This window comes from Bacillus cereus group sp. RP29, from assembly GCF_040459765.1.
Taxonomy (GTDB): domain Bacteria; phylum Bacillota; class Bacilli; order Bacillales; family Bacillaceae_G; genus Bacillus_A; species Bacillus_A paranthracis.
Genome location: NZ_JARVHN010000001.1, coordinates 4,006,815 through 4,021,451 on the forward strand (window position 1 = coordinate 4,006,815; position 14,637 = coordinate 4,021,451).

Here is a 14,637-nt window from a genome sequence, read left to right on the forward strand (position 1 = left end):
TATATTGAAAGTGAAGGAGGCTGAAAACAATGATATATCCAAATGCATTACAACAAGGTGATACAGTAATGATTATTGCACCGTCCGGGCCACCAACAATTGAAAATGTATTAAAAGGTGTAAAGGTATTACAAGAAATGGGTTTATCTGTAGTAATCGGGAAGAGTGTTTATGAGAAATATGGATATTTAGCTGGAAGGGATCAAGTCCGGCTTGATGATATACATGAAGCATTTTCAAATCATGAGGTAAAGGCCGTTTTCTGTGCACGGGGTGGTTACGGTAGCGCTCGTCTCCTCCCTCACATTCAATATGAAATCATTCGGCAAAATCCAAAAATCTTTTGGGGATATAGCGATATTACAGCTTTACATACTGCCTTTTCACGTTATGCAAAGCTTATTACTTTTCATGGCCCAATGGTTGAAGAATTAGGGAAAGGGGTAGATTCTCTTTCTTTATCTTCTTTCAACCAACTATTTCATCCGTATTCAACCATCTTATCTGCTTCAGAATGTATCGTACCTAGCTCTTCCCGTACAGTTACAGGTCAGTTAGTTGGAGGCAATTTAGCGGTGTTAACGAGTATCATTGGCTCCTCCTACGAGATAAATACAGCCAATAAACTTTTATTGCTTGAAGACATTGGGGAAGAACCGTATCGCGTTGATCGTATGTTAAATCAGCTACTTTTATCTGGAAAGTTTCATGAATGTAGTGGTGTTATTTTTACAAGTTGTCATGACTGCACTCCTTCTAAACCATCTCAATCATTGCAAACAATACTATATGAATATTTCACTTCATATGCTATACCTGTCCTATTCGGTTTACCGATTGGACATATAAGCCCAAACATCGGAATCCCTCTTGGAGCTACAGCGACAATAAATACAAATAATAAAACACTCTCTATTTCTTCTGGCATAGCCACTCCGTGTTCAAATTAAAAAGGAAAAGCAATTCAGCTTTTCCTTTTATCCCGCTTTAATGGGCAGTAAGACCCCCACATCAAAATTCAGCGAAAGTAAAGAAGTTAGGTGGGGGTCGGGCTGCCCATTAAAGCCCGATTGGTTCAACTAATAATCAGTGGGGGATGAAGAAAACCCCCACTGATTAAAGCTTCACTTTATTTATAATAGTTAAAAATTCGTCCAGATGCGATATCTGCAATTTCTTCTGGAATAAATGTTTTACTTATATCAGTACCGACATTTAATACTGCTGTAGCATCTTTCTCAATGCTACCAAATAATTCTTTCCCACGTATCGTAATAAGGGGTGTTCCTTCTGGCAATACATCTTTCACAAATTCCATTTGTGTAAAGAACGGAACGATCCATCTACCCTCTCCTTGGAAATGACGCAAACGAAGTATCCCTTCTGTTGCACCTTCCTCTGCTTCTAATGAGCCAGCAACATAAAACTCAGTAGATAAGAGCAATTCATAAAATTCCTTTTGCTTTTGTTTGTCATCCCCTGCTACAACAAGTACTTCTTCTATTCTCTTTACCGGAATTTGCTCCATACGATGCCACCCCTATTTTTAAAATGATTGTACTTAGATTATACGAAATATTCTTATTTTTTTCTACATAATTCGCAATTATTTTCTTAAAATAATTTCAATACTTCTTTTGTCGTCATAATTGTAGCAAACTCTTCATGTAAATTTACAAGTGTCATATTATGAATATCTTCTGCACTATACTCTTTACCATCTAGACCATTACGGTTAAAAGTAGCCGTCGCATCACTCACTAAATATGTTTTAAATCCTAAATTCCCTGCCATTCGTGTCGTAGTCTCCACACAATGATTTGTCGTTAATCCTACAATCACTACTGCATTACATTTGTTCTCTCTTAATTGCTCTTCTAAATTTGTCCCAATGAATGCGCTATTAACAGATTTTTGAATAACCACTTCACCTGGTAGTGGTTGCAACTCTTCTTTAAAGTTGACTGTTTCCGCTCCCTCATAAAACATCGACTGATCATTTTCTTTATTTACATGTTGAATATGAAAAACTGGTCGTTTCCTTTTTCTCCATTCTGCTAACAAAATTCTCATATTTTCTTCAGCAAAAAGATTATTTCTCTCACCCCAGTATGGTAATTGAAACGCCTTTTGTACATCAATTATAATAAGTGCTATTTGATTATTCATCATTTTCTCCTTCTTTCGGCTGTAATTGAAATAGAAAACCAAATTGTTGTGACGCAGTAATAAAACAAATATACGCACAAAGCTCTACAATTTCTTTTTCCGTCCAGTATTGTTTCAATACATGAAACATATTATCATCTATCGCCTTTTTGTCATGAATAAATGTATGCGCAAAAGTAACTGCTACACCAATTTCTTCTACCTTTTGCATATCATCAGGCCTTCCCTTCGCCATACAGTACGGGCATTCATTCCCATACGCTAATGTTCTTCTCACTTGCTCCTTTAACTCTGCTGAAAGAGTTCCTTTATTGTATAATGTATTTTCTAATGTACTCCACGAATGTAATATTTCCGGATTATGACCTAATAACCTTTGAAACTTTGTATCTCCTACATTTGATAATGAAATTCTCTCCATTATTTTTCCTCCTATTCCCTTCAGTTTTATTGTAAAATAAATAAAGTTCTCTTTACATTTCATATGAATCTTAATTTATATTTTTCCTTTACAAAAATTATCATTTTACTGGAGGTATATTTACACATGCAACTAGATCGTGTTGATCGAAAAATTTTAAATGAATTATATAATGATAGTCGCCTTTCCATGCGTGAATTGGCGAAACGAGTAAACTTATCTGCTCCGTCTACTGCAGAACGTGTTCGTAAGCTCGAAAGTGAAGGCGTTATCCAAAAATACACAATCGATATCGATTATAAAAAAGCAGGACTTGTTTTAGACTGTATTTTAGAAATCACTTTAAAAAACGGTGATACAACGCGTATGCAACAGTTTATTCAGTCTTATCCGTCCGCAAGTTTTTGTTACCGCGTAACAGGAAGCTTATGCTACATTGTAAAAATTTCTGTTCCTTCACTCGTTGAACTTGAAGAATTTATTAATGATGTTTCTTCATATGCAACGACTGTTTCTCATATCGTATTATCAGAAATATCTCTTACTCCTGATATTGAACATATCTTTCCAGAAGATTAATTAATTTTTATTCATAAAATATATAAAAACCCCTTACAATAAGAATAAAAATAATATATTATGTATTAAAATACATAAAGTTCGAGAAAGGGGCTTTACATTGAAAATCTGGTTTTATGAAAAAACGGCACAATTAGATGACTTGCTTGGCATTTGGGACAATGTTCCGACTATCCCTCGAATTGGTGAAAAAGTTGAGATTTTAAAAGCAGTCCGCACTGTTACAGATATTAAATATGTAAAGAACGGCAATAATTTTCGTGTGGAAATTATTACAAAGTAAAAAGTAGCTCACAAGGAGCTACTTTTTACTTATCTATCATGCGCTTTCTTTATAACGATTTTATCGTCTTCTACAGATACTGTTACATAATCATTTTCTTCTAACCCGAGCTTATTTACAGCCTCATCTGGTAGCTCTACAGCCATCAATCTATCTGTTACAATCACTTGACTATACACTTCATTTTCTTGTGATGCACTCACTACTTTTTCCTCATTTATGAAGCGCACTGGTGGCACACCCACTTCTTTTACCGTACGCCATTGTTTCCAAACGTAAGGAATTAACCAAAGTAATCCAACAACTGTAAGACCGATACCGATCCATAAATTACTTTGCGCTTGTAATTCAGGAATTGAAATTGCGCTACTCTCTTCTCCGCCAACAAATTGCATACTTGTTGCAATTAAATTATTTAGAGCGTGTACAGCGATATTCGTCCATATATTTTGTGTCTTTATGTATAAAAGACACATAACAACACCAAACATGAACGCACCAATAACATCAAAATGTCCTAAGCCAAAAATAATGGAAGATATAATGACAGCTTTTTTAATCCCCCATTTATAAGCCATTCGCTGTAAAAAGAAGCCCCTAAAAATAACCTCTTCCATAATTGGTGCTAATACACATGCTGAAACGAAAGTAAATATCGTCATATATATGTTACTCGTATTAATAACATTTCCGTCTTCTAACATAGTAACTAAGAAATTCGGTAACGTATGTGCTAATATGTAAAATTGAATATGAGATATACCGACTGAAAAAATCATTCCCATTATCGTTGCTAATACAATTAATCCCCACGATAAACGTCCTGGCTTATCAAAAAAACTATTAAATACAACATTATTTTTATTGGTTTTTACGTATAACCAAAATAACGGAAATACAAAAAACAAAGTTATTTGTGAAATAACCTCCGTGGTATTCTCAGAAACATTTGATAGACCTAATGGGATCATCGTAAGGAACAGCCCTATGATCATCCATCCAAAAAAGCTACGTAGCCTTATACGTGAAAATGCATAGTGCATATAGAACACCTCCAAAGTTAGTAAAAGTAAATGGGCGGATAACTACATTATAATATGAATATAGTTGAACTCTTCCTATTTTTCTCAATTACTTTCAAACAACATATCTATTAAAATACTATATTACTGTTCTTCAAGTTGCACTACCTGAGCAAGTTATGTAATAAAAATCCCCGTTTTTACAAGCGGGGATTTCTTTTATTATAATACGTCACGTTTTTGGAATAATGCACTTGATGCTACAAGCAATACAACAAAGTATGCAGCTACAAGTAATAATGAAGTTGTAAACGTAAATTCTGTGAATGTAGGTTCTACTCCGCCACTAATTAATTTATTGCCATCGTAAGCTCTTAAATCCAAATGGAAGAATACTATAAACTTCGCTACGCCTTTTGCAAACATCATTAATAACATATTAATTGCTCCTTGTAAGAAGAACAGGAACATCGTAATAATTAATGGTAATACAGATTTTCTAAATACGTTTGCTAAGAAAAATGCAAGCGTCGCAAAGAAGAGCGGTGAAAGTACTTGATATAAGGTAGATTTCATTACGATTCCTAACGTTAATTCTGTTTTACTACCATCCATTACAATTAATCCAATAATCATAGCAATTAACGTACTAGCAAATATGATAAATACTATAGTAAGTAACACTGTAATATATTTAGAGAATAAAACTGTCATTCGTTTTCTTGGACGGATTAATAACTGCTTAATTGTACCTTTTTGGAACTCATCCGTAATCATACGAGAAGCAATCGTAATGCCAAAAATTGTTGCAAACAAAGTAATTAAACCAATCTCTGAACTTGCAAAATCTAAATAGGATCCTTTAAATTCACTTCCATCTCCCCATTTCAGCATCGCTAAAACTCCCAAAATCTCCAATACTGCAATAACACCAATTAAAATATACATTCCTTTTTTCGCATGCAGCTTTAAAAATTCATTTTGAATTAATTTAAACATTACGCTTTCACTCCCCCTGTAATCGCTAAGAACTCATCCTCTAACGTTTTATTTTGAACAGTAACTCCGTATACAAGCACATCGTCATTCACAAGTTTCTTTACAAGTTGCGGAATTTCTTCTTTCGTTACAGATACTACAATGACATTTCCTTGCGCCTTACCTTGAACGATTTCATTTGCTTTCTGTACTTGATCTACTTCAAACGCTACAACTACTGTCTCATCATGTTTTGCTTGTTCATGTAAGTTGTACTCTTGTACAAACTCACCTTGCTTAATAATAACGACGCGATCACACATGAGTTCAATTTCACTTAATAAGTGACTTGATACGATTACAGCAATATTCTCTTCTTTCGCTAAACGTTGTAAATAATCACGAATTTGACGAATACCAGCTGGATCTAATCCATTTGTCGGTTCATCTAAAATTAAAATTTTCGGCTGATGAAGTAATGCCTGTGCAATTCCTAAACGTTGTTTCATACCAAGTGAATATGTTTTCACCCTTTTATGAATCGCATGCTCTAATTCAACCAGTTTTACAATTTCAGCAATGCGCTCTTTACTAATTGGTGTAATTGCCATGTTCGCAAAATGCTTTAAGTTTTGCATTCCTGTCATATAATCATATAGTTCAGGATTTTCTACAATCGCTCCAATTTGCTCTAGCGCCTTTTCACGCTCCGTGCGAATACTATGACCGCAAATTGTAATATCGCCCTCTGTCATTGAAATAAGACCTGTCATCATACGGATCGTCGTTGTCTTACCGCTACCGTTTGGTCCAAGGAACCCGTATACTTCCCCTTCACGAACTTCAAATGATAAACCACGAATAATTTCCGTTCCACCAATTTTTTTTCGAACCTTCTCTAATTTTACTACTACGTTTCCCAATGCCGATTCCTCCTTTAGACTTCTAGTTTTTTATCGATTATATAAGCAATTACATATACGATTAGAGCACTAACAATCACCATAAAACTTATATTAAAAATGTTTAATCCATTTTCTTGAAACATATCAATAAATAGACCTTTACTTTCACTACGATATTCTTCTCTTCGCAATCCTTGGAAAGCTGGGGCTAATTTCCCTAGCAATGTTGTCACTAAAGTAATCGCTATACTTACAATTAGAGAAATAATAACAATTAATATTTTTTGTATCTTTTTCTTCTTAGTAAGCAATTTAACCAGAGTAACTACTAAGAAAATTTGTAACACAGCAAATAAAAATTCAAACAAATCACTCATTGTATATATTAAATTCTTTACTATACCTACTTGCATAATTTCTTGTGCATCTATATATACATACGTCGTAGGAAATGCTAATACATAACCTACATAGAAAAGAATTCCACATATGCCATAACATATAGCCATTACAATAAAAAAGAAGGTGAGGATAGAAAAAACATATTGTTTCCCAGATATCGCCGCAACCCGTAACAATGGATTTGTTAGTAAACGTGAACATGACTTCATCGTTTGTAAAAACATATACAACACATAAAACATGAAGATCATAATAATAAATCCGAATATCGCTTCTTGTTTCACAACAGCTGTCTCACTCTTTTTTACAATCATTTGTGAAAATAAAATCGCTTCAATTAACACAAAAATTAAAAAAGTAACAATATATTTTTTCTTATTCACATTCCATAAATAAGAAAGTAACGACTTCACTTACTAAACACCTCCTTAAACAATTCATGAACTGCTTTTCCTCTCTGAAAACGAAGGTCTTCTACATTCTCATATAGTACAATTTCTCCATCTTTTAAAAAGATCACTTCATCAAAGATATTTTCAATTTCATTTATTAGATGAGTGGAAATTAACATTGTACAATCTTCTCTATAAAATTGTAATATTAAATCTAATACATGTTCTCTAGAAACGAGGTCAATCCCTCCAAGCGGCTCATCTAGTACATATAATTTCGCCCTCCGAGAAAACGTTAAAATGATTTGAAGTTTTTCAACCATCCCTTTTGATAATGCTGTAATTCTCTCTTCCAGTGGTATTTTAAATTCTACTATCGTATCTACCGCTTTTTGAATATCAAAGTCTTTATAAAAGTCTCGGTAGAAAAACAAAGAATCTTTTACAGTCATCCACTCATCAAATACTGACTTATCAGACATAAAAGAAACAATTTCTTTCGTTTCTAATCCTACCTTTTTACCAGCTACTGTAATACTACCTTGCGATGGATGCTGCAGACCAGCAATCATTTTCAATAACGTCGTTTTCCCGCTCCCGTTATCTCCAACAAGTCCAACAATTTTTCCTTCGGTAATCTCTATGTTTAATTCACGAATCACTGCTTTTAATCCGTATCTCTTCCATAAGTTTTCTATTTTTAATAGCTCTGTCATTCGCTCTCCTCCCTTTTCTCATGTAATGAAGAACGAAGGATTGTAAGAATTTCTTCTTCTGAAAAACCTAAATTGTCCATTCCATCTATAAAAGAATGAAGTAATTCTTTCGCCATCTCTTTTCGCAGCTCCATAATTTTCTCCCCTTCATTCGTTACATATCGTCCCATTCCCCTACGTGTTACAACAACCCCATCTCGTTCTAGCTCTTGAAATGTACGCTGGATCGTATTTGGATTTACTTGTAATTCACTCGCTAATTCACGTACAGAGGGAATTTTATCACCAGGCAATAAATGTCCTGTTACGATTTCTTTTTTTATGTATTCCATTACCTGAATGTAAATTGGTGTATTTGGAGAAAACTCTATTTTCATTTCTTCCCTCCTTTTGTATCGGTGTACTAGTTAAATAATACACCGATACAAAAGGATTGTAAATACCCATTTACTTACAAAAAAATTCTATCCGTTAGCTGGATAGAATTTTTCAACAGAAATCGTTATATGAAAATAATAGTGTTATGTAAACAAAATCATAAAGAAAAGCTGTCTTATCAATGAATAAGACAGCTTTTCTTTATGATCATATATTAAAAATTAAACACGAAGTCATCATCAGATAACTTTTCAACGTTCGTCGCTTTTACGTAACCATTTCCTTTTACAGAGAAGAAATCATGGTTTTTCGTATCTGTACGCAAACCATTTAAAACGATTGGGTTAATTTCTTCTTCTTCAAACTTTGGCTCAAGTCCTAAGTTCATAAGTCCTTTATTCGCATTGTAACGAACGAAACGATTTACATCCTCTACAAGGCCAATAGAAGTGTAAATTTCTTCTGTGTATGCCATTTCAATTTCATATAGTTCCATTAATAACTCTTGCGTTTCTTTTTGCACTTCTTGTTGATCTTCTGCAGAAAGTTCCGCGAAGATTTGTTGTGCTAAAATACCGACGAATACGCCGTGAATTGACTCATCCTTTACCTTCACATAGATTCGCTACTCCTATGCCGTTTATACAGCTTACAGTTTCCTGTAAGAAGAGACTATATCATCTACCTTCTCAGGTAGCCCTCCATTTCGATTTAAGGGATTCTCACCCACCGCTTGGCCCTACTCCTATTGCGGAATTTCACCGCCATTGGGATAGTCGTTGAACGTTCCTTTATCTACGTATCGCACCCACCACTGTTTATACAGCTTTCGGTGTCTGATACGGCTTCCTGTGCCGCTCGATAACCCATGTTTTCTTTCAATGGATGCATTTGATTCACCGGCTTGTAACATCTGAACAATGTCCAAAAACATTTCAAGAGTAACACGTCCCCTTGTTTTCAGTTGGTGCTCAGATTTTACCGGAATATAATTTCGCACTTTTTCCCAAAGATGTTTAAAACGTTTCTTATGTCGAATTAAAGACACATAATTAGGATGAAGATTATATATTTCAGCAATTTCTGGGTTTGTCTTGCCGTCCTTTAATAATTCTACAATCTCAAAAAATTGCGCATCTGTAATTTTGGATTGTGGATTTTTTTCACCTATAACACGTTGTCTTTTCTTTTCTAATTGTTCTTCAGTGAATTTAATTCCACCCAATCCTTCTCCACCTAAAGTTAAATTATAGCCATTATTATAAGAATCATACTGCCAAATATACTGTTGTTCAATCTCACTCAATTCTTCCAATGAACATTCTATCTCCTCTAGAACTCCATATTCTAAGGTGAATTCATATTTACAGTATGCTGCTTGTAAATACCTATTATAATGTGTGCCACTCTTTAACATCCACATATGTTCCTTAATTCGTTTTAAATTCGAAACTTGCACATCTTTACCAATATAATACTTCCCATTGATTTTCAAATAGTAAATTCCGTACATGTTATCGCTAGATAAAGGCTTCGCTGCTGATTGCCCTATCAGCTATTCTCCTTTCCATCCATTGATAGTTAGAGAATAACCTGAATGTATGTATTCATCAATAATATAACAGATAAATTTACAATAGGGGTTCCCAGCAATTAAAAGGGTTTTTCAATTGGTATCTCTACCAAAAGCCGCTATTAGTTAACGGATAATAAGGTTAATAATCTCACCACTTGCTGTTAGTTTTCCTTGACCAGCTAAGTAAAGTGGATAGAAGAATCCACTATAGAATAGGTAACTTTCTAAGAACACACTTGCTACCATTGCCATGTATAACTCTTTTTTCGTTACTTCAGGCTTTAATAAACGACGATAGTAACTTGTAATAATACCAGCCTTTTTCTCAAGTAACGGATGGTTGTCTACCCATTCGAAAATATCATCGATTTCTTCTTCAGTAGCTAACGTTGTGAAAATATGACTGTAACTCTTCGCATGTACTTCTTCCATAGCACCCATGAAAGCTAATACACTTTTTGCTTGTAAATTTTCAAGATGAACAAGTACAAGAGGCATTCCTTCGCCACCTTGTTTCGTATCTAAAAGTGTTAAACCACCTAATACACGCTTATAAGCAATTTGCTCTTCTTTCGATAATTGCACCCAAGTATTTTTGTCAGACGAAACCGCAATTTCTTCTTCTGTCCAAAACTGAGCGATGTTTTGCTTCCAAAACATTAAACTGAAATCGTCTTCTTTTTTATTCCAGTTAACAGCGCGCATTGAATCACCCCTATATCTATTATTGTTCTACTGAACGGTTAAATTTCCATCTAATAATGAAAAGCTAACCGTTTAGTAGAACAAACCAAGTATGAGCAGGGTTCATAACCCTGCTCATACTTTTGGGTTATTCATTTAGTATGGCAATATGCCATTAAACGGTACAAGCCACACACTCTTCCACGCTTAATTTACGTGTTCTCGTATAATACAGACTCTTTAAGCCTTTTTTATGTGCATAGATGTAGTAACGTGCTAATTCACGTGTTGAAATATCACTATTAACGTAAAGAATTGTACTAATACCTTGGTCAATATGTTCTTGAATTTCTGCGATTAAATCAATTAATTTAAACTGATTCATATCGTAAGAAGATTTATAGTACCAGAACGTATCTTTTGATAAATACGGCATTGGATAATATGTTGTCGCATTCGCATACGTTCTTGATTCGATTTGACTTACGATCGGCATTACGCTTGAAGTTGCATTTTGAACGTAACTGATCGATTGCGTAGGAGCGATGGCAAGACGATATGAGTTATATAAACCATTCTTCTGCACTTGCTCTTTTAAACTTGTCCAATCTTCTTTTGTTGGAATATGAACTCCTTCAAATAATTGCTGAACTTTTTCAGTTACTGGGCTGTAATCTGTCGTTTCATACTTTTCAAAGTATGTCCCATTCGCATAATCAGATTTATCGAAGTCTTTAAATGTTTCGCCTTTTTCTTTAGCGATTTCCATACTTTTCTCAATAGAGTAGTAATTTAACATCATAAAGAATGTACGAGCGAACTCTTTCGCTTCTGCACTTTCATAAGCGATTTTATTTTTTGCTAAATATCCGTGTAAGTTCATTGCGCCAAGCCCAACTGAATGAAGCTCATCATTTGCTTTTTTCACAGTTGGTGCATTCGGAATAATCGTCATATCAGAAACAGCTGTTAAAGCTTCCATTCCCGCATGAACTGCTTCACGAATTTCTTTATTTTCCATTACATTTACGATATTTAACGATCCTAAGTTACAGTTAATATCACGACGGATAATGTCATCTGTACCATAATCATTTATTTCAGAAGTTTCTTGAAGCTGGAAGATTTCTGTCTCGAATGTTCAACCGAGTTCGCTATTCCTCAGTCCGTTGCTCATGCAACTGCTGTATGTCACCATACAGGACAGACTATATCATCACCTACAGCATTACCTGATTAGGTGCTCCGCTTTTCGAACGCCAATCGCTTGCGCTCTACTCCCATAAGGGATAGTCGTTAGGCTTTTACTTATCTTAATCTTTCAGAAAGTCTCTTATTACTTTATGTTGTCCCATAACTCTGCTATACAAAATAATAAGATACATTCTGAACTTTTATATTTTCATTCTAAGATAAGATTTAGCACGGTAGGTTACCTCAAATTTGAGGCTTTCCCCGTTTAACGGAGTTTTCGACTAGCATTTCTACTAGAAGGTGCTACATATTTAACACAAGTTCGACATCTTCACAGTTCCAATATCCTTCAATGGATGTTGGTTATTTGCATTTGATTTAAACATTAAGTACGGATAACCAGACTCAAGCTGGATCATAGCAATTTTAATAAGCATATCACGCGCACTAATATCTAGCGGCTTCTTCTTCACTTTCGGATTGCTCATTAATTCATCGTACATTTCATCGATATCAATATCATCTAAATGCTTTCCGTATTCTTTATACACCGTATAAGGCGCGAAAACATGGAAAGGTTCGTTTTTCTCAGCAAGCTCAAAGAACTTACTTGGAACGATAATTCCGATTGATAGAGACTGAATACGGCTCTTCTCATCGGCATTTATTTTTTTCGTATCAAGGAATTCAATAATATCCCAATGGAAAATGTTTAAGTATACTGCGCCAGCACCTTTTCGTTGGCCAAGCTGATTCGCATATGAAAACGAATCTTCAAGTAACTTCATAACAGGTACTACACCACTTGCAGCGTTGTCGATACCTTTAATTTGCTCACCGCGTGCACGTAGCTTAGATAAGTTTAAAGCTACTCCTCCGCCGATTTTTGATAATTGCATTGCAGTATTAATGTTAAAGCCGATTGAATTTAAGCTATCATCCATCTCTAACAAGAAACAAGACACCATTTCTCCTCTTCTGCTTCTTCCCGCATTTAAAAAGGTTGGTGTCGCTGGTTGGTAGTTTTGTTTGACAATCATGCTTGCGAATTGTTTTGCCTTCGCAACATCACCGCGTCCTAAGTATAATGACACAATTGCTACACGATCTTCATAGCTTTCTAAGTATTGTTTTTGATCATTTGTTTTTAACGCATAATCTTTGTAGAACTTAGATGCTGCCATATAAGATTGGAACTCGAAGTTTTCACCATAAGCGATGTTATATACCTCTTCTACTTCCTCCAAGTTATACTCGTCCAGAACGTTGTAATAGTAATCATGTTCTTTCATATACTCCATTCGCTCTGCCACGCTATTAAAATGAACGGTATTCTCTCTAGCTTCTTCCATAAAGACTTCTAATGCCTCTTTATCTTTATGAAGCTGATAAAAACCGTCCTGCATTTGCGTGATTTCATTATTCAGTTCAATGTGTCGCAATCTCCCGCACCCTTTCCTTAAAATATTCTACATCGTTATTTGTTCCTGATAACTCAAATTTTGATACAATAGGCACTTCATATTTAGCAGAAATTTTGTCAGCACTTGCACCGAACATGTCTCCCCAGTTACGATTGCCGCTTGCAGATACGCCTTTTAATTTTTCATTATTGCGCTCTAAAAATTCTAAAACACGTTCTGGTACATTGCCAAAACCTGTTGTATACGTAATTAAAATAAAGTCTTCATCTATTACTAGATCTTCACCAATTTGAACGGCCGGCATATTTAATTTGTGGATGAAACGCTTCACGTTTCCTGTCATAGAATCATATGCAACTAACATTTCCGACCCTCCCTTTTCAATCTATACTCTCTGTATGTTATTTCTTGATTTCTCTATATATTGTATTACGTTTCAAAATAAGACACAAGATATATGTATAAATTCTTTCTTTTTTTAACTTTTACTTTTCGACAAGACCGTCGATTTTTTTCAATACAATGACTATGAAACAACATTCTAAAACTCATGTCAATAAAGTGCTTTTCAAAAAAGTTGTCAACGAATTTAACCTTATTTTTAAAAAAGTTAACAATATATTTTGTCATAAAACGGCAAATGCTGGAGGAATATATTTCTCCAGCATCACGCAAAAAAGAACAGACATGAAACGATAATCTGTTCTAAAAAACGATTACATTTATCAACTTTACTTTATTAAATATTATACATATACTTTCGATTCGCGTTACATACTAAAAGATAACTATTATAGAAAAAGATTATTATTATGGAAATTCAACTTATTTATGAAAAGATTATGCAGAGTGCTCAATACGCAAAATATCTTTTACAAATATATGATGTGGATTTTCATCTTTATCAATCATTGTACATACAGGAGCTTCTTCATCAAAGTACACAATCATTCCTTCAACGTACTGACATGTATGTTGAACTTGTACAGTTACTTTAATTTCTACAGCCTCTTCATATGCTCTTTTTATTTTCTGAAGCATTTTTGTCGAACACTTTCTTTTCTCTGGATACATGACCATTCCCATAAATCGGTTGCCGGCTCTATCTTTCCACATATAATCCCAATGCGGTAATATGCCTTGTTTAAAATCGCCCATAAGTCTCCTCCCTATATTCTTCTAGTTACGAACGTGGCGTTTCTGAGTATGTATAAATGACTTGTCCGCCGCGCTGTGCGTTACCAATGAAATGTTTAAAGTCTTCTCGATTTACTAAAACTTCTCTGAACGTATAAAATACATCTTTCGTAACAACATACTCCTTTATTTCACCATTTTTCAGCTGATCCAAAATTGTATTTGCTAATTCTTTATCCATGTATTTCACCTCTATGCAATATTTTATTTTAACTTATATTCTATAGGTCAACAACTGTAAAATTATCCAGATGCTATACCTTCATTTCATTTTCATTATTTTTCAAAAGATATCTCTTAATTATATGTCCACTAAA

General features: G+C 34.4%; 17 protein-coding genes and 3 pseudogenes. 3 read left to right on the forward strand and 17 right to left on the reverse strand.

The annotated features are described in order from the left end of the window. The first annotated feature begins 29 nt into the window (after positions 1–29). Positions 30–950 carry a S66 peptidase family protein gene (locus tag QCI47_RS21205; protein ID WP_000640088.1) on the forward strand — a complete coding sequence of 307 codons (921 nt, stop codon included), beginning with the start codon at positions 30–32 and terminating at the stop codon, positions 948–950. A 179-nt stretch (positions 951–1,129) separates the two neighbouring features. On the opposite strand, the gene QCI47_RS21210 is transcribed toward QCI47_RS21205, so the two are convergent. The 3 genes from QCI47_RS21210 to QCI47_RS21220 form a co-directional block, all read right to left on the reverse strand. Continuing rightward, positions 1,130–1,528, reverse strand: coding sequence for an SseB family protein (locus QCI47_RS21210; protein ID WP_000435208.1), 399 nt, complete (start codon positions 1,526–1,528; stop codon positions 1,130–1,132). An 86-nt stretch (positions 1,529–1,614) separates the two neighbouring features. Further along, positions 1,615–2,169 (reverse strand): cysteine hydrolase family protein, encoded by a 555-nt coding sequence (locus QCI47_RS21215; protein WP_001064616.1) that lies wholly within the window; start codon positions 2,167–2,169, stop codon positions 1,615–1,617. Continuing rightward, positions 2,162–2,653, reverse strand: a complete 492-nt coding sequence (locus QCI47_RS21220) for a carboxymuconolactone decarboxylase family protein (protein WP_001997023.1) — start codon at positions 2,651–2,653, stop codon at positions 2,162–2,164. The genes QCI47_RS21215 and QCI47_RS21220 overlap by 8 nt, the downstream gene beginning before the upstream one ends. 63 nt (positions 2,654–2,716) lie before the next feature. On the opposite strand from QCI47_RS21220, the gene QCI47_RS21225 reads away from it, so the two are divergent. Beyond that, on the forward strand, positions 2,717–3,169 hold the full coding sequence (locus tag QCI47_RS21225; protein ID WP_001175495.1) for an Lrp/AsnC family transcriptional regulator: 453 nt from the start codon (positions 2,717–2,719) through the stop codon (positions 3,167–3,169). Positions 3,170–3,269: 100 nt separating this feature from the next. After that, a complete protein-coding gene (locus QCI47_RS21230) occupies positions 3,270–3,452 on the forward strand; it encodes a DUF3913 family protein (RefSeq protein ID WP_000707103.1) in 183 nt (60 codons plus the stop codon). A gap of 29 nt (positions 3,453–3,481) precedes the next feature. Here QCI47_RS21230 and QCI47_RS21235 read toward each other — a convergent pair whose 3' ends face one another. The 14 genes and pseudogenes from QCI47_RS21235 to QCI47_RS21300 all read right to left on the reverse strand — a co-directional run bounded on the left by QCI47_RS21235 (position 3,482) and on the right by QCI47_RS21300 (position 14,501). Further along, the gene (locus QCI47_RS21235) at positions 3,482–4,495 is read right to left on the reverse strand and encodes a CPBP family intramembrane glutamic endopeptidase (protein ID WP_309422144.1); all 1,014 of its coding nucleotides are present in this window, start codon (positions 4,493–4,495) and stop codon (positions 3,482–3,484) included. 201 nt (positions 4,496–4,696) lie between these two features. Further along, positions 4,697–5,473: an ABC transporter permease gene (locus QCI47_RS21240; RefSeq protein WP_309422143.1), complete on the reverse strand. Its 777-nt coding sequence runs from the start codon at positions 5,471–5,473 to the stop codon at positions 4,697–4,699. Further along, positions 5,473–6,375 (reverse strand): ABC transporter ATP-binding protein, encoded by a 903-nt coding sequence (locus QCI47_RS21245; RefSeq protein ID WP_076867487.1) that lies wholly within the window; start codon positions 6,373–6,375, stop codon positions 5,473–5,475. Before QCI47_RS21245 ends, QCI47_RS21240 begins: the two co-directional genes overlap by 1 nt. 14 nt (positions 6,376–6,389) lie before the next feature. Then, positions 6,390–7,172 (reverse strand): hypothetical protein, encoded by a 783-nt coding sequence (locus QCI47_RS21250; protein ID WP_000838770.1) that lies wholly within the window; start codon positions 7,170–7,172, stop codon positions 6,390–6,392. Continuing rightward, the gene (locus QCI47_RS21255; protein ID WP_046197214.1) at positions 7,169–7,867 is read right to left on the reverse strand and encodes an ABC transporter ATP-binding protein; all 699 of its coding nucleotides are present in this window, start codon (positions 7,865–7,867) and stop codon (positions 7,169–7,171) included. The genes QCI47_RS21250 and QCI47_RS21255 overlap by 4 nt, the downstream gene beginning before the upstream one ends. Next, entirely contained in the window at positions 7,864–8,244 is a 381-nt protein-coding gene (locus QCI47_RS21260) for a GntR family transcriptional regulator (RefSeq protein ID WP_000687513.1), read from the reverse strand. The genes QCI47_RS21255 and QCI47_RS21260 overlap by 4 nt, the downstream gene beginning before the upstream one ends. A gap of 215 nt (positions 8,245–8,459) precedes the next feature. Beyond that, positions 8,460–8,855 (reverse strand): annotated as a pseudogene (locus QCI47_RS21265) (ribonucleotide-diphosphate reductase subunit beta); the annotation flags it as partial. Between the two features lie 135 nt (positions 8,856–8,990). Then, positions 8,991–9,758 (reverse strand): nuclease, encoded by a 768-nt coding sequence (locus QCI47_RS21270; RefSeq protein ID WP_001997017.1) that lies wholly within the window; start codon positions 9,756–9,758, stop codon positions 8,991–8,993. 189 nt (positions 9,759–9,947) lie between these two features. Further along, positions 9,948–10,526: pseudogene (locus QCI47_RS21275) on the reverse strand (ribonucleotide-diphosphate reductase subunit beta); the annotation flags it as partial. Positions 10,527–10,680: 154 nt separating this feature from the next. Beyond that, positions 10,681–11,631: a ribonucleotide reductase large subunit gene (locus QCI47_RS21280; protein ID WP_076867485.1), complete on the reverse strand. Its 951-nt coding sequence runs from the start codon at positions 11,629–11,631 to the stop codon at positions 10,681–10,683. Between the two features lie 382 nt (positions 11,632–12,013). Further along, positions 12,014–13,141, reverse strand: a pseudogene (locus QCI47_RS21285) (ribonucleotide reductase N-terminal alpha domain-containing protein); the annotation flags it as partial. Continuing rightward, the gene (gene nrdI, locus QCI47_RS21290; RefSeq protein ID WP_000959450.1) at positions 13,128–13,487 is read right to left on the reverse strand and encodes a class Ib ribonucleoside-diphosphate reductase assembly flavoprotein NrdI; all 360 of its coding nucleotides are present in this window, start codon (positions 13,485–13,487) and stop codon (positions 13,128–13,130) included. The gene nrdI and the pseudogene QCI47_RS21285, both read right to left, overlap by 14 nt. A 476-nt stretch (positions 13,488–13,963) precedes the next feature. Further along, positions 13,964–14,281 (reverse strand): hypothetical protein, encoded by a 318-nt coding sequence (locus QCI47_RS21295; RefSeq protein ID WP_000502211.1) that lies wholly within the window; start codon positions 14,279–14,281, stop codon positions 13,964–13,966. 25 nt (positions 14,282–14,306) lie between these two features. Then, complete coding sequence (locus tag QCI47_RS21300; RefSeq protein WP_000356683.1) at positions 14,307–14,501, reverse strand: hypothetical protein; 195 nt, start codon at positions 14,499–14,501, stop codon at positions 14,307–14,309. Positions 14,502–14,637: the final 136 nt, after the last annotated feature.